The sequence below is a fragment of the Corynebacterium imitans genome, assembly GCF_000739455.1.
Classification (GTDB): Bacteria; Actinomycetota; Actinomycetes; order Mycobacteriales; family Mycobacteriaceae; genus Corynebacterium; species Corynebacterium imitans.
The window spans coordinates 1881344-1903303 of sequence record NZ_CP009211.1 but is presented as its reverse complement, the minus strand read 5'-3'; the positions used below and the strand labels follow the sequence as shown (position 1 = coordinate 1903303).

Genomic DNA, 21960 nt, shown 5'->3' with positions numbered 1-21960 from the left:
CATGGCCAACCCGGAAGAACTGCGTAAGCAGGATCAGCAGCTGCCGAAACCGCAGCGCAAGTACCCGCAGTCGCGCGTGACGCAAGCGCTCTACGTCATGCTCGCGCTCGTCGTCATCGCCGCGCTGGTCGGCAGCCTGGTCTAGACCGCGTCCGGCCGGCGAGAGGCCTCGGCGACGCGGTGGAACAGCGGGTTGTCGGCGAGATCGTCGATAAGCACGGGGGTGCCGGCCGCGTCGGTCAGCGGGATGCACCAGTTGGAGTACTGCTCCGAGTTCGTGCCGGGCTGATTCTGGATGCGACGATCGCCGACCATGTCCACCAGATTCGTCACCGTCATCGCAGACGGGGTGGAGGCGATGAAGCGGGTGAGCCCCACCAGCAGGTCGTCGAGCGAGCCCGCAGCGTCGAACTCACCTAAGTCGTACTGGCTGAAGTCCGTCTCCGCGAACGGGGTACCCGCGAACGCGCCCTCGGCGCGGGCCTGGTTGAGCACGCGCCCGATCCACACGCCGTCGTTGGCGTTGAGCTCGTCTAGCGACTGGTTGACCAGCCCCAGTGTGGCGCGCAGCTCGTTGTGCGCGCCCTCGAGGTAGCCGGCCGTCGGCGGCAGGTCGTGCGTGCCGACCGCAGACAGCGCGAGGTGGCGGTACTGGTCCGCAGGCCGCGGTGCGCCCGCCGGCGGGATGGACTCAAACCACAGCACGGAGGTGCCGAAGACGCCGGTGTCGCGCAGCACGTCCTGGACCCACGGCTCAAAGGTGCCGAGGTCCTCGCCGACGACGACGGCGCCTGCGCGCTGCGCCTCCAAAAGCAGGATGCCCAGCATGGCGCGGTGGTCGTAGTTCATGTACAGCCCGTCGGCCGGCGTGTCCTCGCGCGGTAGCCAGAACAGGCGGAACAGGCCCAGGATGTGGTCGACGCGGATGCCGCCAGAGTGGCGCAGTACGGTACGCAGCAGGTCGCGCCACGGCGCGTAGCCGGCGTTCGCGAGCGCCTCCGGGTTCCACGGCGGCTGCGACCAGTCCTGGCCCTGCTGGGAGTACTGGTCCGGCGGCGCGCCGACGGAGGCGGCGGGCACGAGCACGTCGGCGAGCGTGTGCGCGTCAGCACCGTCCGGGTGGATGCCCACGGCCAGGTCGGTCATGATGCCGATGCGCATCCCGGCGGCAAGCGCGCGGTCCTGGGCGACGCGGCGCTGCTCGTCGGCGATGAACTGCAGCCACATGTAGAACAGCACCGTCTCTTCGGCGGCCTCGGCTGCGGCGTGCTGTCCGCGGTCTACGGCCGCGGCGCGTGCGGCGCACCACTGCGCAAACTCGCGCAGCCCCGCGCCCTCGTCGAGCGTGTAGAGCTCGAAGTCGTGGGAGCGGCCCTCATCCTGCTGGGAGAGGTAGAACAGTTCGCGCAGAACGGCGAGCTTGGTGCCGAAGATACGGTCGCGCTCGAGCGGATCGGCGGTGCGGTTCAGGGCTTTGACCGGCGCGGCGAGCTCGTCGATCTCGGCGCGGGTGTCCGCGTCCAGGCTCGCGTACTCGGGCACGGCCTCGACCGAGATGTAGATGGGGTTGACAAAGCGGCGCGAGGTCGGCAGGTACGGTGAGTCCTCCACCGGCGGCACCGGCTGCGCGGCGTGCACCGGGTTGATCAGCAGGTAGTCGGCGCCTTCGGCGGCAACGGTTTCGGCCAGTCGAGCGAGGTCCTCGAAGTCGCCAATGCCCCAGGACTGGGTCGAGCGCACCGAGTAGAGCTGCGCCATCACACCAAAGTTGGGGCGCTGCACGCAGGCCTCGTTGGACTGCAGGCGCGCGGGGACGACGATCAGCGTGCAGACCTCGTGCAGGTTGTCGGATTCCAAGTGCAGCTCGTGCCAGCCCTCGGGCAGGTCGCCGGGGACGTGGAAGGTTGCCTCGCCCCACACGGTGCCGTCGGCGGCGGTGGTCGGTGGCGCCCAGTTTTCGTCCTGGTAGGCATCGCGGGAGGAGCCGTCCTCGAGGCGGATCCAGCAGTGCGCGTAGTGCCCGTCATGGACGTGCACGTTGAAGTGCTGCTCCTCGCCTGCGGTCGCCACCACGGTGGGTGGAAGAGGGCGGGTCGCGAGCTCGGTCACGCGGGCGTCGAGAAGCGAGCGGAGCGTGTCGTCGGTGGGGGAGTCGGGCACGTCGACGCCGATGGCGCGCAGCAATTTGAGGAAGGACTGGTTGGGTGGGGTGGTTAGCTGCCCGTCGGAGGCTCGGTAGGTGGTGCCAAAGCCGTAGGACTGGGCCAGGGACAGCAAAAGTTCCTCGTTCATCACAGTTAATATTGTGCCAAACGCGCGTGACCGGAGCTAGGTGAGGCCGCAGGCGGTAGGGTGAGGGCTTATGTCGCAGAATGCTTACACCACGGAACTCGGTTTTACTGTGCCGCCGGAAGAGAACTGCCTCAGCCAGCTCATTGAGCTGTGTACGACACAGCCGCACATCGTGCTGTTTTCGCGGCCGCGCAACTACGACTGGGTCAACGTGACGGCCGGCGAATTCCTCGAGGAAGTATACGAGGCGGCGAAAGGCCTGGTCGCCTCCGGCGTGGAGGCGGGCGACCGCGTGGCGATTTTATCGGCGACACGCTACGAGTGGGCGCTGATGGACTTCGCCATCTGGGCCGCGGGCGCGATCTCCGTGCCGATTTACCCGTCGAGCTCGATGTCGCAGATCCAGTGGATCCTCGAGGACTCCGGCGCGAAGCTAGCGCTGACGGAAACGCGCGAGCACACGCAGCTGATCAGCTCGTTCTTGCTGCAAGACGACGGCACGCCCAGGCTCGCGGGCTCGACCTCCAAGCTGCAAAAAATCTACGAGTTCAACGCCTCGGGCGTGGAGACCCTCAAGTTCGAGGGTCGGGACGTAGAGCAGTCGCTTATCGACGCCCGCGTGGCCGCCATCACCCACGACCACATCGGCTCGCTGGTCTACACCTCGGGCACGACCGGACGGCCCAAAGGCGTGGAGTTGACCCACGGCAACTGGATCCACCAAACCCGCGCGCTGATCTTCAACGAGATCGGTGAAGTCGCCGTGCCAGGCAAGCGCGTCGTGACGTTCTTGCCGCTCGCACACGTGCTGCAGCGCGCCGTGGCAATCGCACTCGCGATGGCGGGCGCGACCCAGTCGCACTGGTCGGATACCTCCACGCTGACCGTCGAGCTGCAGCGCGCCCGACCGAACATGGTGCTGGGTGTGCCGCGCGTATTTGAAAAGGTGCGCAACGCCGCCTACAACAAGGCCGCCGACGGGTCGGCCGTGGGCAAGCGCGTCTTCTTGGAAGCCGAGCGCGCCGCGATCGAGTACTCCAAGGCGCTGGAAACGCCCGAGGGCCCGACGCGCGTGCAGAAGGCAAAGCGCAAGGTCTTTGAAAAACTTGTCTACTCCAAGCTTAAGGAGGCCATGGGCGGGGCGGTGTCCTACGGGATTACCGGCGGTTCCGCGATGAGCCCCGAGCTCTCGCACTTCTACCGCGGCATGGGCATCCCCGTCTACGAGGGCTACGGGCTGACCGAAACGTGTGCCGCCGCGTGCGTGAACAACAAGGTGCGCCAGAAGATCGGTACCGTTGGCCCGCCGGTCAACGGCTACTCGGTGCGCATCAACGACGACGGCGAGATCGAATTCGCCGGGCCGGGCGTGATCAAGCAGTACTGGAACAACCCCGAGGCCACCGCAGAAGCCTTCGACGGCGAATGGTTCAACACCGGCGACTTGGGCGAAGTTGACGACGAGGGGTTTGTGCGCATCACCGGCCGCAAGAAGGACCTCATCGTCACCGCCGGCGGCAAGAACGTCTCGCCCGGCCCGATGGAGGAGATCATCCGCCAGGACCCGCTGATCTCCAACGCGCTGATCGTCGGCGACGGCAAGCCGTTCATCGGCGTGCTCGTCACACTCGACGAAGACGAGCTCGCGCGCTGGAAGGCCAACCGCAACATCCCCGAGCATCGCAAGCTCACCGACCTCGCCCAGGACGCGAGCCTGCGCGCCGAGGTCCAGGATGCGATCAACATGGCCAACGCCACCGTCTCGCACGCCGAGGCGATCAAGAAGTTCCGCATTTTGGACCGCGACCTGTCTGAGCAGGAAAACGAGATGACGCCGACGATGAAGGTCAAGCGCAACGTCGTCTTCGAGCGCTTCAGCGAGGACATCGACAAGCTCTACGAGCGGTAGCGGCGCGCCTTCCCCGCCGCACCGCTGCTGTGGCTTAGCATGGCTCCCAGCAAATCTTTAGTTGTAATCCAAGCGAACCGAAGGGGGCTTATCCGTGCGCAAGACAGCGGCCATGCTGCGGCACCGTGAGCTCACGCAGGAGATTTACAACATCGGCGACGAGGTCGCCGAGTACATCGAGCACATCGCCGAAGCGGTCGCAGACTACGACGGGGAGCTCACCGACGACTGCCTCGCCGAGTTCGTCGAGATCGCCGACGACGCGCGCGTGGACGCGCGCCGGGTCGTCGGCGAGCTGATCGGGCTGCGCCAGGCGTTGACCTCCGGGATGCGCGCCGGCGTGCTCTCGGCGTCCGCCTGCCCCGAGGAGAAGGTGCCGGAGCCCGAGCTTCTCGACGCCGCGGGCTTGGCCGACCTCTTCCCGCTCGCCGCCCCCTTCTCTGTGCAGACAATGGAGGACGCGCTCACCGGGCGTACCGATCTTACGGTGCAGCACCTCACCGAGATCGTCTCCTACACCCTGGAGCAGACCGACATGGTTGCCCGCGAGCTCGGCGCGGTAAGCCTGCCGCACCTGTTCGCCACCGTTTCCGAGCTCGTCGAGGCGGCCACCGACGGCTGGGTGGAAACCGTCTGCGTCGACCACCCCGCGTTCGCGCGCACGATGCGCGGGACGAACCCGCCCGAGTTCCTTCAAGAGCGCGCCCGGATCAACCGGATCGTGGAGAAGGTTGCCGCCAAGCGTTCGCGTCGCGGTGCCTAGACTGGCCGCATGGCTGAATCCGAGACAGGTCGAGACGCGTTCGGCGTCTACATCCACGTGCCTTTCTGTGCGACCCGCTGCGGCTACTGCGACTTCAACACGTACACACCCAACGAGGTCGAGTCCTCCCACGCGGAGTACTTCGACGCGCTCGAGCGGGAGCTCACGCTCGCTGCGGCGCGAGTGGACGTGCGCGGCGGCGCCGACACGGTGTTTATCGGCGGCGGCACGCCCTCGCTACTCGGTGCCGCGGGGCTTTCTCGGGTGCTGGACGCGGTGCGCGGCACCTTCGGACTCGCGGACGGGGCGGAGGTGACCACGGAGTCGAACCCGGAGTCCACCAGCCCCGAGTACTTCGCGGGCCTTCTCGAGGCGGGCTTTACTCGCGTCTCACTCGGCATGCAGTCGGCGTCCGCGCCGGTGCTCAAGGTGCTGGACCGCGCGCACACGCCGGGCCGCGCCGTCGCGGCGGCGAAGGAGGCCCGCGCCGCCGGGTTTGAGCACGTCAATCTCGACATGATCTACGGCACGCCGACGGAAACCGACGACGACGTGCGCAAAACCCTCGACGCCATCCTGTCGGCAGACGTGGACCACGTCTCCGCCTACTCGCTGATCGTGGAGGACGGCACGGCGATGGCGCGCAAAGTCCGCCGCGGTGAGCTGCCCGCGCCGCAGGAGGAGGTCTACGCCCGTCGCTACGAGCTCATCGCCGAGGTGCTCGAGTCCGCCGGCTTTGACTGGTACGAGGTCTCGAACTGGGCCAAAGCAGGAGGGGAGTGCCGTCACAACCTGCTCTACTGGCGCGGCGGCCAGTGGTGGGGCGCGGGCCCGGGCGCGCACTCGTTTATCGGCTGCGAACGCTTCGCCAACGTCAAGCGCCCCGAGCGCTACGCGGCGCTGCTGCGCGACGGCGAGCTGCCGGTGGACTTCTCCGAAACGCTCACCGACACCGAGCGCCACGACGAGCAGGTGATGCTCGGCCTGCGGCTCAAGGAGGGTATTCCTGCCGGATGGGTAGGTAAGGGGGCGCGGGGGGTCGTCGAGAAGCATGCACGCGGCGGGCTGCTCACTTCCGGCGAGCGGATCGCGGTCACGGATGCGGGCCGACTGCTTGCCGACGGCATCGTGACCGATATTTTGGCCGCCGAGTAGGATAGCTGGCAGTCGATGAGAGGGAGTGCTAATGAGTGCTGCTGATGACCGCCGCCGCGCGGTGCTGCGCGCAATCGTTGCCGACTACATCGCGCAGCAAGAACCCGTCGGATCCAAGGCGCTGGTGGAGCGCCACAAGCTGGGCGTGAGCTCGGCGACCATCCGCAACGACATGAGCGTGCTGGAACAACAGGGCTACATCAGCCAAACCCACACCTCGTCAGGGCGCATCCCCACGCAGGCCGGCTACCGCGCATTCGTTGACGCGCTGCACGACGACGTCAAGCCGCTGTCGGTGGCCGAACGCCACGCCATCCTCGACTTCCTTGAGCACGGCGTCGACCTCGAGGACGTGCTGCGCCGCAGCGTGCAGCTGCTCGCGCAGCTGACCAACCAGGCCGCCGTCGTGCAGCTGCCCAACCTGGAGATCTCGCGGGTCAAGCACTGCGAGGTCGTCGCGCTCACGCCGACGCGCCTGCTGCTGGTCGTGATCACGGATTCCGGTCGCGTGGACCAGCGCAACGTGGAGCTGGCGAGCCCGCTCGCGGACGCGCACGTGCCGGTGCTGCGCGACCTGCTCAACGACATCCTCGTCGGCCGCACCATGCGCGAGGCCACCGCCGGGCTGTCCACCCTGCACGCGCGCGCCCCGCGCGAACTCGCCGACGCGGTCTCGCGTTGCACCGCGGTGCTGGTAGACACGCTCGTCGACACCACCGCGGACCGGCTACTCATTGCGGGGGCAGGCAACCTCACCGTGCACCGACTCGCCGACCTGCACAGCGTCATCGACGCGCTCGAGCAACAAGTCGTGGTGCTGAAGCTGCTCGCCACCGCGCAAGATCTGGAGCGGGTCTCGGTACGCATCGGGCGCGAAAACGAGAACGAGGAATTTTCCCAGGCAGCAATTGTTACAACTGCGTATGGATCCGGCGATGAGGCGCTCGGCGGGCTCGGGGTGGTGGGGCCGACCTACATGGACTACCCCGGTACCATGCAGAAGGTTGCCACCGTCGCCCGCTACATCAGCCGCATCCTGCAGGGCGAATAACGCGGCATGCGCCGCATATGAACGTCTAACACTGTGAAAGGTATGAATTTTGGCACGTGACTATTACGGCATCCTCGGCGTGGACCGGGAAGCCACCGAGCAGGAGATTAAGAAGGCGTACCGCAAGCTCGCCCGAAAATACCACCCGGACGTGAACCCGTCCGAGGAGGCGGCGGAGAAGTTCGCGGAGCTCTCGCTCGCCCAGGAGGTGCTGCTGGATCCGAAGAAACGCAGCATCGTCGACCGCGGCGGCGACCCGATGGAGCAGGGCGGCGGCGCACCCGGCGGTGCAGGCGGCTTCGGCGGATTTGGCGGCGTCGGCGACATCTTCGAGGCGTTCTTCGGCGGCGGCACCGGTGGACGCGAGCCGCGCTCCCGCGTCCAGCCGGGCAACGACGCGCTGCTGCGCACCCAGATCACCCTGGAAGAGGCGTTTTCCGGCGTGCGTAAGGAAGTCACCGTGGACACCGCAGTGCTGTGCGACAAGTGCCACGGCTCCGGCTCCGAGTCGGGCGCGAAGCCGGAGACCTGTGATTACTGCAAGGGCCACGGCGCGGTCCAGGAGATGCAGCAGTCCTTCCTGGGCAACGTGATGACCACGCACGAGTGCCCGAAGTGTCACGGCTACGGCGAAATCATCACCGATCCCTGCCGCCAGTGCGCCGGCGACGGCCGCGTGCGCGCCACCCGCGACCTGACGGTGAAGATCCCGGCAGGCATCGCCTCCGGCATGCGCATCCGCATGGCGGATCAGGGCGAGGTTGGCCACGGTGGCGGCCCGGCCGGCGACCTGTACGTCGAGGTCCACACCACCCCGCACAAGGTCTTCGCACGCGAGGGCAACGACTTGCACCTCGAGCTGCGTCTGCCCATGTACGACGCGGCGCTCGGCACCGCGCTGCACGTGGACAACCTGGCGGGCGAGACCACCACGATCGACGTGCCCGCGGGCGTGCAGCCGGGCGAGCAGATCGTGCTTGCCGGCGAGGGGATGCCGAAGCTGCGCGCCGAAGGCGCCGGCGACATGGTCGCGCACGTGCAGGTTGTCGTGCCGACCGAGCTGTCGAAGGAGGAGCGCGACAGCCTGGAGAAGCTACGCGAGGGTCACGCGGACACGGCGCGCGTGCACACCGGCGAAGACGGCGGCGGCGAGGGCTTCTTCTCGCGTATGCGTGACAGGTTCCGTCGCTAATGAGCCTGCCGTACTTCTACGCGTCGCGGCCCGCCGACGGCGTGCTTACCGGCGCGGAAGCGAAACATGCGCACGTTAAGCGCATCAACCCCGGCGATCGCATCATGCTTGTCGACGGCGCCGGCCACACCGCCGAAGTCACCGTCCGCGAATGCACCCGCGAGCGCGTTTCCGGCGACGTCGTCGCCAGCCACACCGAAAAGCCGCCGCAGCCGCAGGTGGTACTCGTGCAGGCGGTGCCGAAGTCAGAGCGCGCGGAGCTGGCGGTCGACCTCGCTGTCCAAGGCGGCATCGACGGCATCATCCCGTGGATCTCGCACCGCACCATCGCCCGTTGGAGCGCGGACAAGCAGGACAAGCAAGTGCAGAAGTGGCGCAACCAGGCGGTGGCGTCGGCGAAGCAGGCGCGCCGCGCGTTCTGGCCGGAAGTGCACGCCACCGTCACCACGAACCAGCTCGCCGAGCGCCTGCGCGGCGCGCACGCGATCGTGTTGCACGAGGACGCGACCACGCCGATTACCGACGTCGAATTCCCCACCGACGAAACGCTGTATGTCCTGGTCGGCCCAGAGGGCGGGATCGGCCAGGATGAGTTAGATTTGCTCGGGGCCCAGCCCGTGCGGCTGGGGCCGCAGGTCCTGCGCACAGCGAGCGCCGGGTTTGCGGCACTGTGCGCCATCGGCGCGTTGACATCTCGCTGGTAGCGTTGGGAGCACAATGCACAATCACAATGACGTGAATTCTTCACTTACCGCAGGCGATTCGGCGAAGGTGACCCGCAAGCTTGACCTCGATTCGGCCTACGCGCAGGCGGTCCTCGGCGTCAACGACGCGAACCTGCGGGTGCTTAACCGGCAGCTCGCGGCGAACCTACACGCGCGTGGCACAACCTTGACGGTGCGCGGCACGGAGGCCGAGGTGCTCTCAGCTGCGCGCGTGGTCGACGAGCTGGAGTCCATGGCCCGCCGCGGCGTGCCGGTCGACCAAGACACCGTCGTCCAAGCCGTGCGCATCACGGAGGCGGAGGCGCCGGAGTCAGCCGCAGACGTCCTCGGCGCGGAGATCGTCGCTCGGCGCGGCAAAGTGATCCGCCCGAAAACGACGGGCCAGCGCGCCTACGTTGACGCGATCGACGAGCACACCATTACCTTCGGCATCGGCCCGGCAGGCTCCGGCAAGACCTACCTCGCGGTGGCGAAAGCGGTGCAGGCGCTGCAGGCCAAGGAGGTCAAGCGCATCATTTTGACCCGCCCCGCAGTGGAAGCGGGCGAGAAGCTGGGCTTTTTGCCCGGCACGCTCAGCGACAAGATCGACCCCTACCTGCGCCCGCTGTACGACGCGTTGCGCGACATGATCGACCCCGAGACGATCCCGAAGCTGGTAGACGCCGGCATCATCGAGGTCGCCCCGCTCGCGTACATGCGCGGCCGCACGCTCTCGGACGCGTTTGTGATCCTCGACGAGGCGCAAAATACAACCGGCGCACAGATGAAGATGTTCCTTACGCGCCTGGGCTTCGGCTCGAAGATGGTGGTCACGGGCGATATTTCCCAGGTGGATCTGCCGCGCGGCACGGTCTCTGGCCTGCGCGTGGCGCGCCGTATCCTCGCCAACATTGAGGACATCGCGTTTCAGGAGATGCGCGGCGAGGACGTCGTACGCCACCACCTGATTTCCCGCATCGTCGCCGCCTACGACCGGCACGATGCCCAGAATTCCATGCGCTACGAGAAGCGCCAGCGCGAGCTTGAGCGCGAGCGCGAACAGGAGGCAAAGCAGTGAGCATTGAGGTTCTCAACGAGTCCGGCGAGGCGGAAGTCAATGAGCAAATGCTTATCGACGTCTGCTCGTTCGCCCTCCAAGCCATGGACGTTCACCCCGACACCGAGGCGACCATTACGCTCGTCGACGAGGCGACGATGGCGGATCTCCACGTGCGCTGGATGGACCTGGAAGGCCCCACGGATGTGATGAGCTTCCCTATGGACGAGCTGACCCCGGGCGGCGGGCGCCCCGACGCGAACCCGCTGGGCGCGGCGATGCTCGGCGACATCATCCTGTGCCCGGCCTTCGACCGCAAGCAGGCCGAGATGGCGGGCCACGACCTGGCCCACGAGCTTGCGCTGCTCACCGTCCACGGCGTGTTGCACCTGCTGGGCTACGACCACATCCAGCCCGCCGACGAGCGTGAGATGTTCGCGCTGCAGAACGAGATCCTCGCGGACTGGTACGACTCGCTGGCGGCCCGCGACGTGGAATACCAACCTAAGCCCACAGGCCCGCACGCGTTCCCGTCCGCCGCCGACCGCGAAGAACTCGACCGCCGGATGCGCGAACGGGAAGAAAACTAGGCTTTTATGCATCACACCATCATCTATGGCGTTGTCGCGATTGCGGCGATGCTGCTTTCCGGCCTGTTCGGCTCCGTTGAATCCGCCCTCACCCCAGTGTCCCGCGCCCGCGTAGAAACCATGGTGAAAGACGAGGTGCCGGGCGCGCCCGCGCTGCTGCGCGTGGTCAACTCGCGCGCAAACCACATCAACATGCTGGTCATGCTGCACACCGTGCTGGACATCACCGCGGCCGTGTTCGCAGCGATGACGGCGATGGACCTCATCGAGCAAGACGCGTGGGCGATCACGGCGGCTGTGGTGGCGGTGGCGCTGCTGCAGTTCAGCATCATCGGGGTCTTCGCCCGCACCGCGGGCAAGCGCAACCCGTACACGATTTCTCTGAAGGCGGCGCAGTGGCTGGTGCTCTTTAACGCCGTGCTCGGCCCGGTCGCGCGCGGCCTGATCAAGCTGGGCAACGTCTTCCACCCAGGCGAGGACTTCCGCGACGGCCCCTACGCCACAGAGGTGGAACTGCGGGAAGCCGTTGACATCGCGCAGGAAAAGGGCGTGGTGGAGACGACTGAGGGGCGGATGATCCAGAACATTTTCGACCTCGCGTCGACGCCTGCCCGCCAAGTGATGGTGCCGCGGCCGGAGATGATCTGGATCGAAGGCGAGAAGACGGCGCGCCAGGCGACCAGTCTGATGGTGCGCTCCGGGCACTCGCGCGTGCCGCTGATCGGCGAAAACGTCGACGAGATCGTCGGCGTGGCCTACCTGAAGGACATGTTCGGTCCGAATGGCGCGCCGGTCGCCGCATCTACGGTGCTCACGGAGTTCATGCGCGAGCCGCTGTTCGTACCGGAGTCGAAGCCGCTGGACGAGCTGTTGCGGCAGATGCAGCAGCAGAACATGCACATCGCGATCGTCATCGACGAGTTCGGCAACGTCGCAGGCCTGCTCACGATGGAGGACCTGCTGGAGGAAATCGTCGGCGAGATCACCGACGAGTATGACGAGGACGAAGATGCCCCGATCGAGCAGGTCGGCGAGCGCCGCTTCCGCGCGCAATCCCGCCTGCCGCTGGACGATCTGGTGGACTACCTTGAGGACCACTTCGACTACAAGGTGGAGTTCGACGACGAGCTCACCGACTCCGTCGACACCGTCGCCGGCCTGTTGTCCTACCAGCTGGGCCGCGTCCCGCTGCCGGGCTCATCAACGGTCATCGACGGCGTGCGCTACACCGCCGAGGGCGGCTTCGACCGCCGCGGCCGGATCAAGACCAGGACCGTGCTTATCGACGTCCCCGCCCCACCCGCTGAACCCCTCGACGCGGAAGCCTAAACGTTGTCAGCCCTTAACGCGGGCGTCGCGAAGCGGCGGTGCACAATAGGTGCCATGAGCAACATCCTCTCCATCCAGTCGGCCGTGGCCTACGGGCACGTGGGCAACTCGGCCGCCGTTTTTCCCATGCAGCGCATCGGCCACGAGGTGTGGCCCGTCTACACCGTCAATTTTTCCAACCACACCGGCTACGGCCACTGGACTGGGCCGATGATCCCGGCCTCAGACGTCGCCGAGATCATTACCGGTATGGACGAGCGTGGCGCACTCGCGCGCGTCGACGCCGTCCTGTCCGGCTACCAGGGCGGCGACGACATCGCTGACGTCATCATCGACGCAGTCGCCCAGGTCAAGGCGAAGAACCCGAACGCGATCTACGCCTGCGACCCCGTGATGGGCAACGCGAAATCCGGCTGCCACGTCTCCGACAACATTCCGCCGCTGCTGCGCGACAAGGTCGTGCCGGTCGCAGATCTGATCACGCCAAACCAGTTCGAACTGGGCTACCTCACCGAGCGCGACGTGCGCGATCTCGATTCCACGCTCGCCGCCGTCGACGCCGCCCGCGACATGGGCCCGTCGACAGTGCTGGTCACCTCCGTCGAGCGCCCTGATGCGCCGGCAGACACCATCGAGATGCTCGCTGTCGACGACAAGGGCGCGTGGATCGTGCGCACCCCACGCCTGCCGTTCAAGCGCAACGGTTCCGGCGACGTGACTGCGGCCCTGTTCACCGGCCACTACCTGCGCGGCGCGGACGCGGCCGACGCGCTCGCGCGCACCGCCAGTTCCGTCTTCGACATGCTGCGGATGACCTTCGAGGCCGACTCGCCGGAGCTGAAGCTGGTCGAGGCGCAGGACTACTACGCCAATCCGCAGTTGCAGTTCAGCGTGGAAAAACTCTGATGAACATCATCTCGCTGCAGTCGGCCGTCGCCTATGGGCACGTCGGCAACTCAGCCGCGGTGTTCCCGATGCAGCGGCTGGGCCACGAGGTGTGGCCGGTGCACACCGTCAACTTTTCCAACCACACCGAGTACCCCACGTGGCGCGGCCCGGTACTCGGCGCGGAGAATGTGCGCGAGATCTTGCGCGGCATGGAGTTCGCGTTCCCGCAGGTGGACCTGTTTGTTAGCGGCTACCTGGGCACCGCGGAAATGGCGGAGGTGGTCCACGACGTGGTCATGGCCATCAAACAGACCAACCCGCAGGCGCGCTACGTGTGTGATCCGGTCATCGGCAACGCGGAGGTCGGCTCCTTTGTCAGCGACGACATCCCGGACGTCTACACGGATACGCTCATCCCGCTTGCCGACGCCATTACGCCCAATCAGTGGGAACTCGAACTACTCACAGGTCAGCGCCTCGACCCGGCTGACACCGCCTACACTGACACGCTCGCCGACGCGGCGGGCTCCCTGTGCGAAAACGCGCTGGTCACGTCGGTGGAGACTGGGGATCCGGCAACGATTGGGATGGTAGATGTGACGCCAACCGATGTGTGTCGCGTCGACGCGCCGCGTCTTGGCGGAAACGTCGTCGGTGCCGGCGACTTGGCAACGGCACTCTACGCAGCGCTGATGGATGACGCACCGCAAGCGCGCCTCGCCCACATCGCTGGGACGATGGGGGCGATGGTGCGCGCGGTGCGCGAGCGCGGGCTCGACGAGCTGCCGCTGATCGAACTGCAGGACTGCATCGTCAACCCTGCGCGCAGGGCTTAGGCGAACGACGAGCGCGGCGCGCCGATGCCCGGATCGATGCGCGGCGGTTCGCCGGCACCGGGGCGGATGTCGATGTCGAAGATTTCCGTCGGCAGGTACACCGTGGCGCACGCGTTCGGAATGTCTACGACGCCGGAGAAGCGCCCCTCAATAGGCGCGGCACCCAGCAGGAGATATGCCTGCTCAGGCGACCATCCGAAGGTGGTGAGGTAGTCGATGGCGTGCAAGCATGCGCGCTGGTAGGCGAGTTGGGAGTCCAGGTAGCGCTGCTCGCCTTCGAGCGTGACGGAGGTGCCGGAGAACGCGAGCCACTGGCTGTAGTTCGGTTCGACGTTGCCGGGCATGAAGATGGCGTTTTCGCTCACGCCGTACTTCGCCATGCCGTCTTTAATGATGTCGACGTGGACGTCAATGAAGCCGCCCATCTCGATACCACCGCAGAAGGTAATTTCGCCGTCGCCTTGGGAGAAGTGCAGGTCGCCGACGGAGAAGTTCGCGCCGTCGACGAAGACGGGGTAGAACACGCGCGTGCCCTTGGACAGGTTCTTGATGTCCTGGTTGCCGCCGTTTTCGCGCGGCGGGGCGGTGCGCGCACCTTCGCTGGCGACACGGTCGAAGTCGGCACCGGTGAGCGTTCCGAGGATGGCATGGTCGGGCTCTGGCGGCAGCGCGAGCGGCGGGACGCGCTCGGGGTCGGTGGCGATCAGTGCTGCTTCGCGCTGGTTCCAGGTGTTCAGCAGCTCGTGGGAGGGCGCGGTGCCCATGAGACCGGGGTGGATAATCCCGGTGAAGCTCACGCCCGGGATGTGCCGGGAGGTGGCAGTCTGGCCCTTGAAGTCCCACACGGCCTTGTAAGCGTCGGGGAATTGGTCGGTGAGGAAGCTGCCGCCGTTCTTCTTGGCGAAGATACCTGTGTAGCCCCAGCCTTGGCCTGCGAGCGGTCCCTCTTCTTGCGGGATCGGGCCGACATCGAGGATGTCGACGATGAGCAGGTCGCCTGGTTTTGCGCCCTCGATGCGGAACGGGCCTGACAGTGCATGGACCTTGTTGAGCGGTGCGTCGCGGATGTCGTCGGCGCTGTCGTCGTTGTGGATGTCGCCGTCGAACCATTCGCGGCAGTCGATGCGGAATGAATCGCCTGGCTGCACCGTGTGAACGGGTGGGATGTCGGGGTGCCAGCGGTTGTGGCCGACGTGCTCCTGTTCGGGGAACGTCTTCGTTGAATCGAGCGGGAAGAGATTCTGAGGCATGGTTCCTCCTAAGGTTTGGGCAGTTTTGCGTGTTGTGGGTTGTGCGACACCGGAGTGGCGCGGCGGTTACCCGAACTCGGTACCGAGTTGACCACTGCGGGTTCGTACGCACTCTTCTGTGTTGCCTCGACGAGGCGCGCCTTGCGCTTGTCGACGCCCGCCACCGCCGGCGCGCTGATCACCCGGTTCGCCTCGTCGCCGCAGGTCTGGCACTCGGTAGTGCGGGTATCTGAGGACATGGGCAGGAGTCGTTCCGTGGTGTGGCCGGTGTGGCAGCGGAATTCGTAGAACGGCATGGCGCTCGCTTTCAGGTCGTTAATTCGATCACAGAAGTGGTGCCAGTGTAACGCGAACTGCAATAAAAGTCTGGAGTGACTGCACTCGCCTGGGGGTGGCGACGTCGGCCGCTGCGGTCATCGGCCGTTACGGTAGCGGTATGGCACAACAGCGAAGGAAACGTCGGAGGGCGCAGCGGAGAACTGGCGGCACGTGGGCGCAGTTGGCCGCGCGGTGCCAGGAGCTTGATGGTGCAGGATACGGCGCGTACAAGCAGCTTGTTGGCTCGTATCGTGACGAGGGCGGACAGTGGCAGATCGCAGTGGATCACGTGCAGGCGGACCCTTTCGCGGCGCCGTCAAAGGTGCGGGTTATTGTGCCGCGCGCGGAGCTTGACCTGGCGTCGGAGTTCACTGCATCCCGGCTCGACCGTGTTGCGGTGTCGGACTCGTTGGCGCGCGAGGTTGCCGCCTACCTTGCTGGCACTTATCGGGCGGGCGCAGGCAGTGGAAAGTCGAACACGATTAGTATCGGCGAGCTTGGTCAGGAGGTTATCGAGCGGACTAACGTCCTGGTCGCACGCGACCGCATTGAGTTTCGCCTGCTTGTTGGTCTGCCCGCGCGTGGGCGTAGGGTGTTGGGTCGGCAGGCGGCGACGTTGCTCGTGGACAAGGTGGTGGCCGCCGTCGCCGCGGGGATGCGTACCGAAGGCGCTGCGCTCGAGCGGGCGGTGTGGCTGCTGCGTGACCAGGAGGCGTTGCGCGCTGCGTTGCCGGAGCGCAGTCTAGTGGCATTTGTGGCTGATGGGGCGATGCTTGCGCGGCGGTCCGGGGCGAGCGATCTCCCGCTGCCGGACGGGGTGCCGTTCCGCAGTCCGAAAAGTTTGCGCGAGAAGTTCGTCCTGCCCAGCGGCCGCCGCATCAAAGGCATGGGGGTGCCGGAAGGGGTGACAGTGATCGTCGGGGGTGGCTACCACGGCAAATCAACGCTGTTGCGCGCGCTTGAGCGTGGTGTCTACGCGCACACGCTTGGCGACGGCCGTGAGTTCGCCCTCACCCGCGCCGACGCCACCGCCGTCCGCGCCGAGGATGGCAGGCCGGTAACGGCGCAGGACATCTCCCCGTTCATCACCAACCTGCCGAGCGGCGCGGATACCACCCGTTTCTCCACCACAAACGCGTCAGGTTCGACCTCGCAGGCGGCGAACGTTATCGAGGCGTTGCAGGCAGGTGCGAGCGCGTTGCTTATCGACGAGGACACCTCCGCCACCAACTTCATGCTCAGAGACTCCGTGATGAGCCAGCTCATTGCGGACGACCGGGAGCCGATTACGCCGCTGGGCGCTCGCGTACGGGGGTTTTACGTTCGGCGCGGCGTGTCGACGGTGCTCGTCGCCGGTGGCTCCGGTGCGTTTTTGGGTCTTGCGGATACGGTCATCGCGATGGATGCGTATGTGCCTGCCAACGTGACCGTTCGTGCGCACGAGATTGGTCGGGGCCACGCGCCGGAGCAGTTGCCGGTGTCGGCCGAAATGTTCGGGCCCGATGTGCGCCGCCTGGCCGGCCCGCAATTCGCGAGCGGTCCGAAGCCGCCGAAGGCGCGCGGAGAGGAGGTGATCACCGTTGGGAAAAGCGCTATTGACCTGCGGAGTCTCTCGCAGCTCGCCGGGGCAGCGCAGGTGTCCGCGATCGCGCTCGCGCTCAGGCGGTTCGACGCGCTGGCCGACGGTGGGGCCCTGCTTGCCGACGTTGCCGACGCCCTGTGTGAAGAGCTCGCCGCGGGCGTCGAAACGCTCGCGCCGGGACGCGCGCACCCGGGGCACCTCACGCTGCCGCGTCGTTTCGAGATACTGGCTGCGGTGAATCGTTTCCGAAACTTGCGCGTCGAATAAAACCTTCAAGCTGTGATGACCTGCGAAGTAAAAGAAATTTCTGTTCATCTCTTGACGAAACAAACGACATGCATTAGCGTCGCTCGCATGATTAATAACGAAACGATCGCAAATTACTTCTCGCTTCGCAACGACGGCATGGCACTCGTCGCCTGGGTCGCGGAGGAGGGGAAAACCTACGACGACCTGATCGCCCTCGACATGCCCGACGACTACGCAACTGACCTCATAGAACTCGCCGAACTCTTCTACGGCCCGGTCTCACATTCGAGATATCAAAAACGATGTCGGGAGTCGGCGCGGCGGTTGCGCTTCTGTGTGGAGACGTTGGCCGTCGTTAAGCAAGCCTCACGCAACATCAAAGATGCAAACGCGCGTTGGCGATTCCGGGAGGAGCTGTGCCGGATAGCTGGGGATACGCAAGTGGTGCGGCGGGCTGCGCGCCGCATCAAGGGTAAGTACCAGCAGAAGAAGCCGCTTGTCGACGGCCTGCGCACACGCCGCGTCGGCGACAAAATCACCATGTCGATTACCGGGCCGTCGAAAGACGTCCAGCCGCTCGTGACCACGCTGAAAAACGCGAAGGACGAGGAAGGTCGCCCGCTTGATCCGATCGAATGGATGCGAACGCACCGTCCGATCGTGCAAACCGATATCACCACGCACGCCGTGCTCAGCGTGCACGACATCGCCCGCGTCATCCACGGTGAAGGCGACGACGTGCTCGTCGAGCTTACCGACGGCACCATTCTCACCGGTGCCGAAGTCGTCGAACGCGAACTGCGCGAACAGTGCCTGATCACGCTGACGGGCCCCACGCTCGGGCCGATTAACACCTACGACGGACGGATAGCCACCTACAAGCAACGCCGAGCGTGCGACGCGGAATCGCAGACCTGTTGCTGGCCCGGCTGCAACTGCCCGTCCGAAGAGTGCGAAGCGCACCACCTCACCGAGCACGTCCGTGGCGGCGAAACCAAACCGGAAAACCTGTGTTGGCTGTGCCCGTACCACAACGGTGTCAACGGGCAGAAGGGCTTCGGGCGCATGGAGCGCATTAACGGCAGGCTCGCGTGGGTCTCAGACGCGACTGGGAAGGCTCGCTTCGTGGAGGACGAACGGCGCGAGCGTCGCGCCGACCTGGCCAAGTACCGCGAAGCCGAGGCTGCACGCAAACGGACGAAAGCCCGACACCTGCACGCGGTGCAACCAGAAGGCGCGCACTAGCGTCACACAGTTTGTGGGGAGCGCCGGGTAAGATTGCGGCCTATGAGCACTTTCTTCCCTGATGAAGCCGACCTGCCCGACGACGCGAACGCCGGTGCCGCCGGGTTTACCAACACACCGGAAGGGTTCCGCTCGGGTTTTGTCAGTTTCGTCGGCCGTCCTAATACGGGAAAGTCGACGCTGACGAACGCTCTCGTGGGGGAGAAGGTAGCGATCATGGCGGATCAGCCGGAGACGACTCGGCGGCCGATTCGCGGCATCGTGAACCGCGACGACGCGCAGGTCATCCTCGTCGACACGCCGGGGATGCACCGCCCCCGCACCTTGCTCGGCGAACGGCTCAACGACGTGGTGAAGGACACATTTGCCGACGTCGACGTCATCGGCTTCACCGTCCCCGCCGACGAGAAAATCGGCCCCGGCGACCGCTACATCCTCGACCAAATCCGCCGTATCAAGCCAAACACGCCAGTGGTGGGCATTGTGACCAAACTGGATAAGGCGTCGCGTGACACAGTGGGGGAGCGTCTGCTAGAGCTGCACGAGCTGCTCGGCCCGGACAGCGAGGTCGTGCCCGTGTCCGCGACCGGCGGAGTGCAAACGGACGTGCTGCTCGACGTGCTGGTTAGCCAGCTGCCCGAGGGCCCTCGGTTCTATCCCGTCGGCGACGTTACCGACGAGGGGATCGAGGCACGCATTGCGGAACTGATCCGCGAGGAGGCACTGCAGGGGCTTCGCGACGAGCTGCCACACTCGGTCGCCGTCCAAGTCGATGAGATGGTGCCCGACCCCGGCAACCCGGAACGGACCATGATCTACGCGGTGATCTACCTGGAGCGGCCTGGCCAGCAGCGCATCCTCGATGGTCCCGGCGGCCGTCGCCTGTCGGGCATTACACACCGCGCGCGCAAGCAGATCATTGAACTTCTTGGCCGCAACGTGTACCTGGATTTGCGGATCAAGGTGCTGAAGAACTGGCAGCAGGACCCGAAGGCGTTGGGGCGTCTTGGCTTCTAAGCGTCGAGGGGGTTCGCGCCCGTCGTGGCGCGACCGGGCGTTCGTGGTGCGAACCTACGATTTCGGTGAGGCCGACCGCGTCATCGTGCTGCTCACCCGCACGCACGGCCTTGTCCGCGGCGTGGCGAAGGGCGTGCGGAAATCGCGCTCCCGGTTCGGTTCGCGGCTGCAGCCTTTCGTCGACCTCGACGTGCAGGTGTATCCGGGCCGCGGCTTGTCCACGATTACCGCCGCCGATACCGTTGCTTACCACGGCGCGCACATCATCGAGGACTTCGAACGTTACGCGGCGGCTTGCGCGGTGCTGGAAACGGCGGAGAAGCTCACCTACGAAGAAGGCGACACCGTACTGTTCGACTTGGTCAAAAACTCGATTGCGCAGCTGCAAACGGCGAACGACCCGACGCAGGTCCTTGACGCGTTCATCCTGCGCGCCACCGAACACGCCGGCTGGGGGCTTAGCCTCTACAACTGCGCCAACTGCGAACGGCTGGGCCCGCACCGCGCGTTTCACGCGGCGGTGGGAGGGGCGGTATGTACCAACTGCCGCCCGCCAGGCTCGCTCGAGGTCGACCCGGAGACGCTGCACGCGATGTGGCTGCTCGCCAACGGCTACGCCTACGCGCCTGCAGCACTCAACGCAGGTGCGAGCGCGACTGTGCTTGCCCAAGTCCACCGCGCCACCACCGCGCACCTGCAGTACCACCTGGAGGCCGGGTTGAAAAGCTTGCGGATGATGGAACAGGCATAATAGGGGAATGACTTCGCGCCAGATCGACCCTGAATTCATCCCCCGCCACATCGCGCTCGTCATGGACGGCAACGGCCGTTGGGCGCAGCAGCGTGGCCTCAAACGCACGGAAGGCCACAAGCAGGGCGAGGCGGTGCTGATGGACTGCGTGGATGCGTGCATTGAGCTAGGCACGGTCAAGTGGCTGTCGGCGTATGCGTTTTCCACCGAGAACTGGCGGCGCGCGGCCTCTGAGGTTCGCTTCATCCTCGGCTTTTCCCGCGACGTCCTGCACCGCCAGCGCGACGAGCTGCACGAGAAGAACGTCCGTATTGTGTGGGCGGGGCGCAGGCCGCGGCTGTGGCGCTCTGTGCTGCGCGAACTCGAAGCCGCGGAGGAACTCACGCAGGACAACACCGGCCTGACCTTGGCCATGTGCATTAACTACGGTGGCCGCGCAGAGATTATCGACGGGGTGCGCAAGCTCGCTGCCGACGCCCGCGAGGGGAAGATCCGCCCGCAGGATATTACCGAGAAGTCTTTCTCCCAGTACCTCTACCGCCCCGACATGCCGGACGTGGACCTGTTTCTGCGCCCGAGCGGGGAGAAGCGCACGTCGAACTTCCTGCTCTGGCAGTCCGCCTACGCGGAGATGGTCTACCAGGACAAACTCTTTCCGGACTTCACAAAGGACGACCTGTTCGACGCGGTCTACGAGTACGCGAAGCGCGATCGCCGCTTCGGCGGCGCGGTAGACAAGTTCGCCGACAAGTAGCGCTACTCGCCGCCCTTCTCCGTGCACGGCGCGCAGACGCCGTAGATCTCGGCGTCGTGGGCGAGGAGCTTGTAGCCAAACGCATCCGCGGTGTCTTTCGCCCACGACTCGATTGGGCCGCCGTCGATTTCCTCGCTGCGCCCACACTTGGTGCAGACGAGGTGGTGGTGATGGTGCTCGGTGAGGCAGTGCCGGTAGAGCGTTTCGCCCTCGGAGTTTTGTAGCACGTCGACGGCGTTAATCTCCGCCAGCGACTGCAAGGTGCGGTAGACGGTGGTCAGCCCGGCCTTTTCGCCGCGCAGTTGGAGTTCTTCATGGATGTCTTTCGCGGTGGCGAACTTGTCGACGTCGCGCAGCGTCTCAACAATCGCCGTCCGCTGGCGCGTCATCCGCGGACCGAGTTTGGGGATCGGTTCTTTGGGGTTGTTGGTGCGTCGCTGCTGTGCCATACCTGTCTACCGTAGCCCTACTGTCGAAGGCGCGGGCCCCGTGGTCGTTATTCCGACGGTGGAGTTTCTCAAATTCCTCAATTGGGATTGCGGAGCTGATGTACACCGGCCGCGGCGGCGCGTTGGTCGGCGGTTCGTGCTTGCGCTCATCGTGCGGCTGCTGCGAGGTTCGGGTCTGCTGCGCCTTCTGGGTCCGCTGCGGTTTCTTGGGTTTTCGCGACTTCTTTGCCCGCTTCCGCTCTTCAGACGGGTCCGGCAGCGTGTCTTCTGCGACTTTGCCGAGCGCATAGATAACGTCGATGATTTCCATCCGGGGCAGGGAATAGATGATCTCGCGGCCGCGGCGGAATGCGGCAACGAGCCGCAGGCTTTTGAGCACCTTCAGGTGTTGGGAGATCGACGGCTGCGACCGGCCAAGCTTCTCCACGATTTCGCGGACCACATGGTTGCGTTCCGCCAGCAGGAGCAGGATTTCGATGCGCGTTCGGGAATCGAGGGCGCTGATGAGACCGGCGGTCAGGTCAAGGTTCGGGGCTGGGTGGTCGGGCGAGTACATGGCCTGGGCCTTTCTCTTCGCTG

The 21960-nt window shown here is 65.8% G+C and carries 22 protein-coding genes; 17 read left to right on the top strand and 5 right to left on the bottom strand.

The genetic code is table 11. The annotated features are described in order from the left end of the window. The first annotated feature begins 1 nt into the window (after position 1). A complete protein-coding gene (locus CIMIT_RS12820) occupies positions 2–145 on the top strand; it encodes a hypothetical protein (protein WP_038591907.1) in 144 nt (47 codons plus the stop codon). On the opposite strand, the gene malQ is transcribed toward CIMIT_RS12820, so the two are convergent. Next, complete coding sequence (gene malQ / locus CIMIT_RS08890) at positions 142–2292, bottom strand: 4-alpha-glucanotransferase (RefSeq protein ID WP_038591902.1); 2151 nt, start codon at positions 2290–2292, stop codon at positions 142–144. The two genes, CIMIT_RS12820 and malQ, sit on opposite strands and share 4 nt — an antisense overlap. 70 nt (positions 2293–2362) lie before the next feature. Between malQ and CIMIT_RS08885 the strand changes: the two genes are divergently transcribed. The 11 genes from CIMIT_RS08885 to pdxY (CIMIT_RS08835) all read left to right on the top strand — a co-directional run bounded on the left by CIMIT_RS08885 (position 2363) and on the right by pdxY (CIMIT_RS08835) (position 13766). Further along, the gene (locus CIMIT_RS08885; protein WP_038591899.1) at positions 2363–4201 is read left to right on the top strand and encodes an AMP-dependent synthetase/ligase; all 1839 of its coding nucleotides are present in this window, start codon (positions 2363–2365) and stop codon (positions 4199–4201) included. 94 nt (positions 4202–4295) lie between these two features. Further along, on the top strand, positions 4296–4964 hold the full coding sequence (locus CIMIT_RS08880; protein WP_038591897.1) for a hypothetical protein: 669 nt from the start codon (positions 4296–4298) through the stop codon (positions 4962–4964). Between the two features lie 9 nt (positions 4965–4973). After that, entirely contained in the window at positions 4974–6119 is a 1146-nt protein-coding gene (gene hemW, locus CIMIT_RS08875) for a radical SAM family heme chaperone HemW (protein WP_038591895.1), read from the top strand. A gap of 31 nt (positions 6120–6150) precedes the next feature. Continuing rightward, the gene (gene hrcA / locus CIMIT_RS08870) at positions 6151–7170 is read left to right on the top strand and encodes a heat-inducible transcriptional repressor HrcA (protein ID WP_038591892.1); all 1020 of its coding nucleotides are present in this window, start codon (positions 6151–6153) and stop codon (positions 7168–7170) included. A 49-nt stretch (positions 7171–7219) separates the two neighbouring features. Beyond that, entirely contained in the window at positions 7220–8362 is a 1143-nt protein-coding gene (gene dnaJ, locus CIMIT_RS08865) for a molecular chaperone DnaJ (RefSeq protein WP_038591889.1), read from the top strand. Continuing rightward, a complete protein-coding gene (locus CIMIT_RS08860) occupies positions 8362–9066 on the top strand; it encodes a 16S rRNA (uracil(1498)-N(3))-methyltransferase (protein ID WP_038591883.1) in 705 nt (234 codons plus the stop codon). Before dnaJ ends, CIMIT_RS08860 begins: the two co-directional genes overlap by 1 nt. A 31-nt stretch (positions 9067–9097) precedes the next feature. Next, entirely contained in the window at positions 9098–10144 is a 1047-nt protein-coding gene (locus CIMIT_RS08855) for a PhoH family protein (protein ID WP_231910285.1), read from the top strand. Continuing rightward, positions 10141–10713: an rRNA maturation RNase YbeY gene (gene ybeY / locus CIMIT_RS08850; protein WP_038591882.1), complete on the top strand. Its 573-nt coding sequence runs from the start codon at positions 10141–10143 to the stop codon at positions 10711–10713. Before CIMIT_RS08855 ends, ybeY begins: the two co-directional genes overlap by 4 nt. Positions 10714–10719: 6 nt before the next feature. After that, positions 10720–12042, top strand: coding sequence for a hemolysin family protein (locus CIMIT_RS08845; protein WP_038591879.1), 1323 nt, complete (start codon positions 10720–10722; stop codon positions 12040–12042). Positions 12043–12096: 54 nt separating this feature from the next. Next, positions 12097–12948, top strand: coding sequence for a pyridoxal kinase PdxY (pdxY, locus tag CIMIT_RS08840; protein ID WP_038591876.1), 852 nt, complete (start codon positions 12097–12099; stop codon positions 12946–12948). After that, complete coding sequence (gene pdxY, locus CIMIT_RS08835) at positions 12948–13766, top strand: pyridoxal kinase (RefSeq protein ID WP_038591873.1); 819 nt, start codon at positions 12948–12950, stop codon at positions 13764–13766. Before pdxY (CIMIT_RS08840) ends, pdxY (CIMIT_RS08835) begins: the two co-directional genes overlap by 1 nt. On the opposite strand, the gene fmdA is transcribed toward pdxY (CIMIT_RS08835), so the two are convergent. After that, positions 13763–15016, bottom strand: coding sequence for a formamidase (gene fmdA / locus CIMIT_RS08830; RefSeq protein WP_038591870.1), 1254 nt, complete (start codon positions 15014–15016; stop codon positions 13763–13765). The two genes, pdxY (CIMIT_RS08835) and fmdA, sit on opposite strands and share 4 nt — an antisense overlap. Positions 15017–15024: 8 nt before the next feature. Next, positions 15025–15312, bottom strand: coding sequence for an FmdB family zinc ribbon protein (locus tag CIMIT_RS08825; RefSeq protein ID WP_038591867.1), 288 nt, complete (start codon positions 15310–15312; stop codon positions 15025–15027). A 140-nt stretch (positions 15313–15452) separates the two neighbouring features. On the opposite strand from CIMIT_RS08825, the gene CIMIT_RS08820 reads away from it, so the two are divergent. The 5 genes from CIMIT_RS08820 to CIMIT_RS08800 all read left to right on the top strand — a co-directional run bounded on the left by CIMIT_RS08820 (position 15453) and on the right by CIMIT_RS08800 (position 20932). After that, positions 15453–17183 carry an ABC-ATPase domain-containing protein gene (locus CIMIT_RS08820; protein ID WP_084674325.1) on the top strand — a complete coding sequence of 577 codons (1731 nt, stop codon included), beginning with the start codon at positions 15453–15455 and terminating at the stop codon, positions 17181–17183. An 87-nt stretch (positions 17184–17270) separates the two neighbouring features. Beyond that, positions 17271–18410 carry an HNH endonuclease gene (locus CIMIT_RS08815; RefSeq protein ID WP_051904912.1) on the top strand — a complete coding sequence of 380 codons (1140 nt, stop codon included), beginning with the start codon at positions 17271–17273 and terminating at the stop codon, positions 18408–18410. A 42-nt stretch (positions 18411–18452) separates the two neighbouring features. Then, on the top strand, positions 18453–19427 hold the full coding sequence (gene era / locus CIMIT_RS08810; protein ID WP_084674324.1) for a GTPase Era: 975 nt from the start codon (positions 18453–18455) through the stop codon (positions 19425–19427). Next, positions 19417–20178, top strand: a complete 762-nt coding sequence (gene recO / locus CIMIT_RS08805) for a DNA repair protein RecO (RefSeq protein WP_038591861.1) — start codon at positions 19417–19419, stop codon at positions 20176–20178. The genes era and recO overlap by 11 nt, the downstream gene beginning before the upstream one ends. 7 nt (positions 20179–20185) lie before the next feature. Continuing rightward, positions 20186–20932 carry an isoprenyl transferase gene (locus tag CIMIT_RS08800; RefSeq protein ID WP_038591857.1) on the top strand — a complete coding sequence of 249 codons (747 nt, stop codon included), beginning with the start codon at positions 20186–20188 and terminating at the stop codon, positions 20930–20932. A gap of 2 nt (positions 20933–20934) precedes the next feature. Here the strand turns inward: CIMIT_RS08800 and CIMIT_RS08795 are convergent, their stop codons facing one another. Next, positions 20935–21381 carry a Fur family transcriptional regulator gene (locus tag CIMIT_RS08795; RefSeq protein ID WP_038591854.1) on the bottom strand — a complete coding sequence of 149 codons (447 nt, stop codon included), beginning with the start codon at positions 21379–21381 and terminating at the stop codon, positions 20935–20937. After that, the gene (locus tag CIMIT_RS12405) at positions 21293–21937 is read right to left on the bottom strand and encodes an ArsR/SmtB family transcription factor (RefSeq protein ID WP_084674323.1); all 645 of its coding nucleotides are present in this window, start codon (positions 21935–21937) and stop codon (positions 21293–21295) included. The genes CIMIT_RS08795 and CIMIT_RS12405 overlap by 89 nt, the downstream gene beginning before the upstream one ends. Positions 21938–21960 lie beyond the last annotated feature (23 nt).

Bases quoted from the DNA above. Each gene is read 5' to 3' on its own strand.
- CIMIT_RS12820 (WP_038591907.1), top strand. From the start codon at position 2: ATGGCCAACCCGGAAGAACTGCGTAAGCAGGATCAGCAGCTGCCGAAA.
- malQ (WP_038591902.1), bottom strand. From the start codon at position 2,292: ATGAACGAGGAACTTTTGCTGTCCCTGGCCCAGTCCTACGGCTTTGGC.
- CIMIT_RS08885 (WP_038591899.1), top strand. From the start codon at position 2,363: ATGTCGCAGAATGCTTACACCACGGAACTCGGTTTTACTGTGCCGCCG.
- hemW (WP_038591895.1), top strand. From the start codon at position 4,974: ATGGCTGAATCCGAGACAGGTCGAGACGCGTTCGGCGTCTACATCCAC.
- hrcA (WP_038591892.1), top strand. From the start codon at position 6,151: ATGAGTGCTGCTGATGACCGCCGCCGCGCGGTGCTGCGCGCAATCGTT.
- CIMIT_RS08860 (WP_038591883.1), top strand. From the start codon at position 8,362: ATGAGCCTGCCGTACTTCTACGCGTCGCGGCCCGCCGACGGCGTGCTT.
- CIMIT_RS08845 (WP_038591879.1), top strand. From the start codon at position 10,720: ATGCATCACACCATCATCTATGGCGTTGTCGCGATTGCGGCGATGCTG.
- pdxY (WP_038591876.1), top strand. From the start codon at position 12,097: ATGAGCAACATCCTCTCCATCCAGTCGGCCGTGGCCTACGGGCACGTG.
- pdxY (WP_038591873.1), top strand. From the start codon at position 12,948: ATGAACATCATCTCGCTGCAGTCGGCCGTCGCCTATGGGCACGTCGGC.
- fmdA (WP_038591870.1), bottom strand. From the start codon at position 15,016: ATGCCTCAGAATCTCTTCCCGCTCGATTCAACGAAGACGTTCCCCGAA.
- CIMIT_RS08825 (WP_038591867.1), bottom strand. From the start codon at position 15,312: ATGCCGTTCTACGAATTCCGCTGCCACACCGGCCACACCACGGAACGA.
- CIMIT_RS08820 (WP_084674325.1), top strand. From the start codon at position 15,453: ATGGCACAACAGCGAAGGAAACGTCGGAGGGCGCAGCGGAGAACTGGC.
- CIMIT_RS08815 (WP_051904912.1), top strand. From the start codon at position 17,271: ATGATTAATAACGAAACGATCGCAAATTACTTCTCGCTTCGCAACGAC.
- era (WP_084674324.1), top strand. From the start codon at position 18,453: ATGAGCACTTTCTTCCCTGATGAAGCCGACCTGCCCGACGACGCGAAC.
- CIMIT_RS08800 (WP_038591857.1), top strand. From the start codon at position 20,186: ATGACTTCGCGCCAGATCGACCCTGAATTCATCCCCCGCCACATCGCG.
- CIMIT_RS08795 (WP_038591854.1), bottom strand. From the start codon at position 21,381: ATGGCACAGCAGCGACGCACCAACAACCCCAAAGAACCGATCCCCAAA.
- CIMIT_RS12405 (WP_084674323.1), bottom strand. From the start codon at position 21,937: ATGTACTCGCCCGACCACCCAGCCCCGAACCTTGACCTGACCGCCGGT.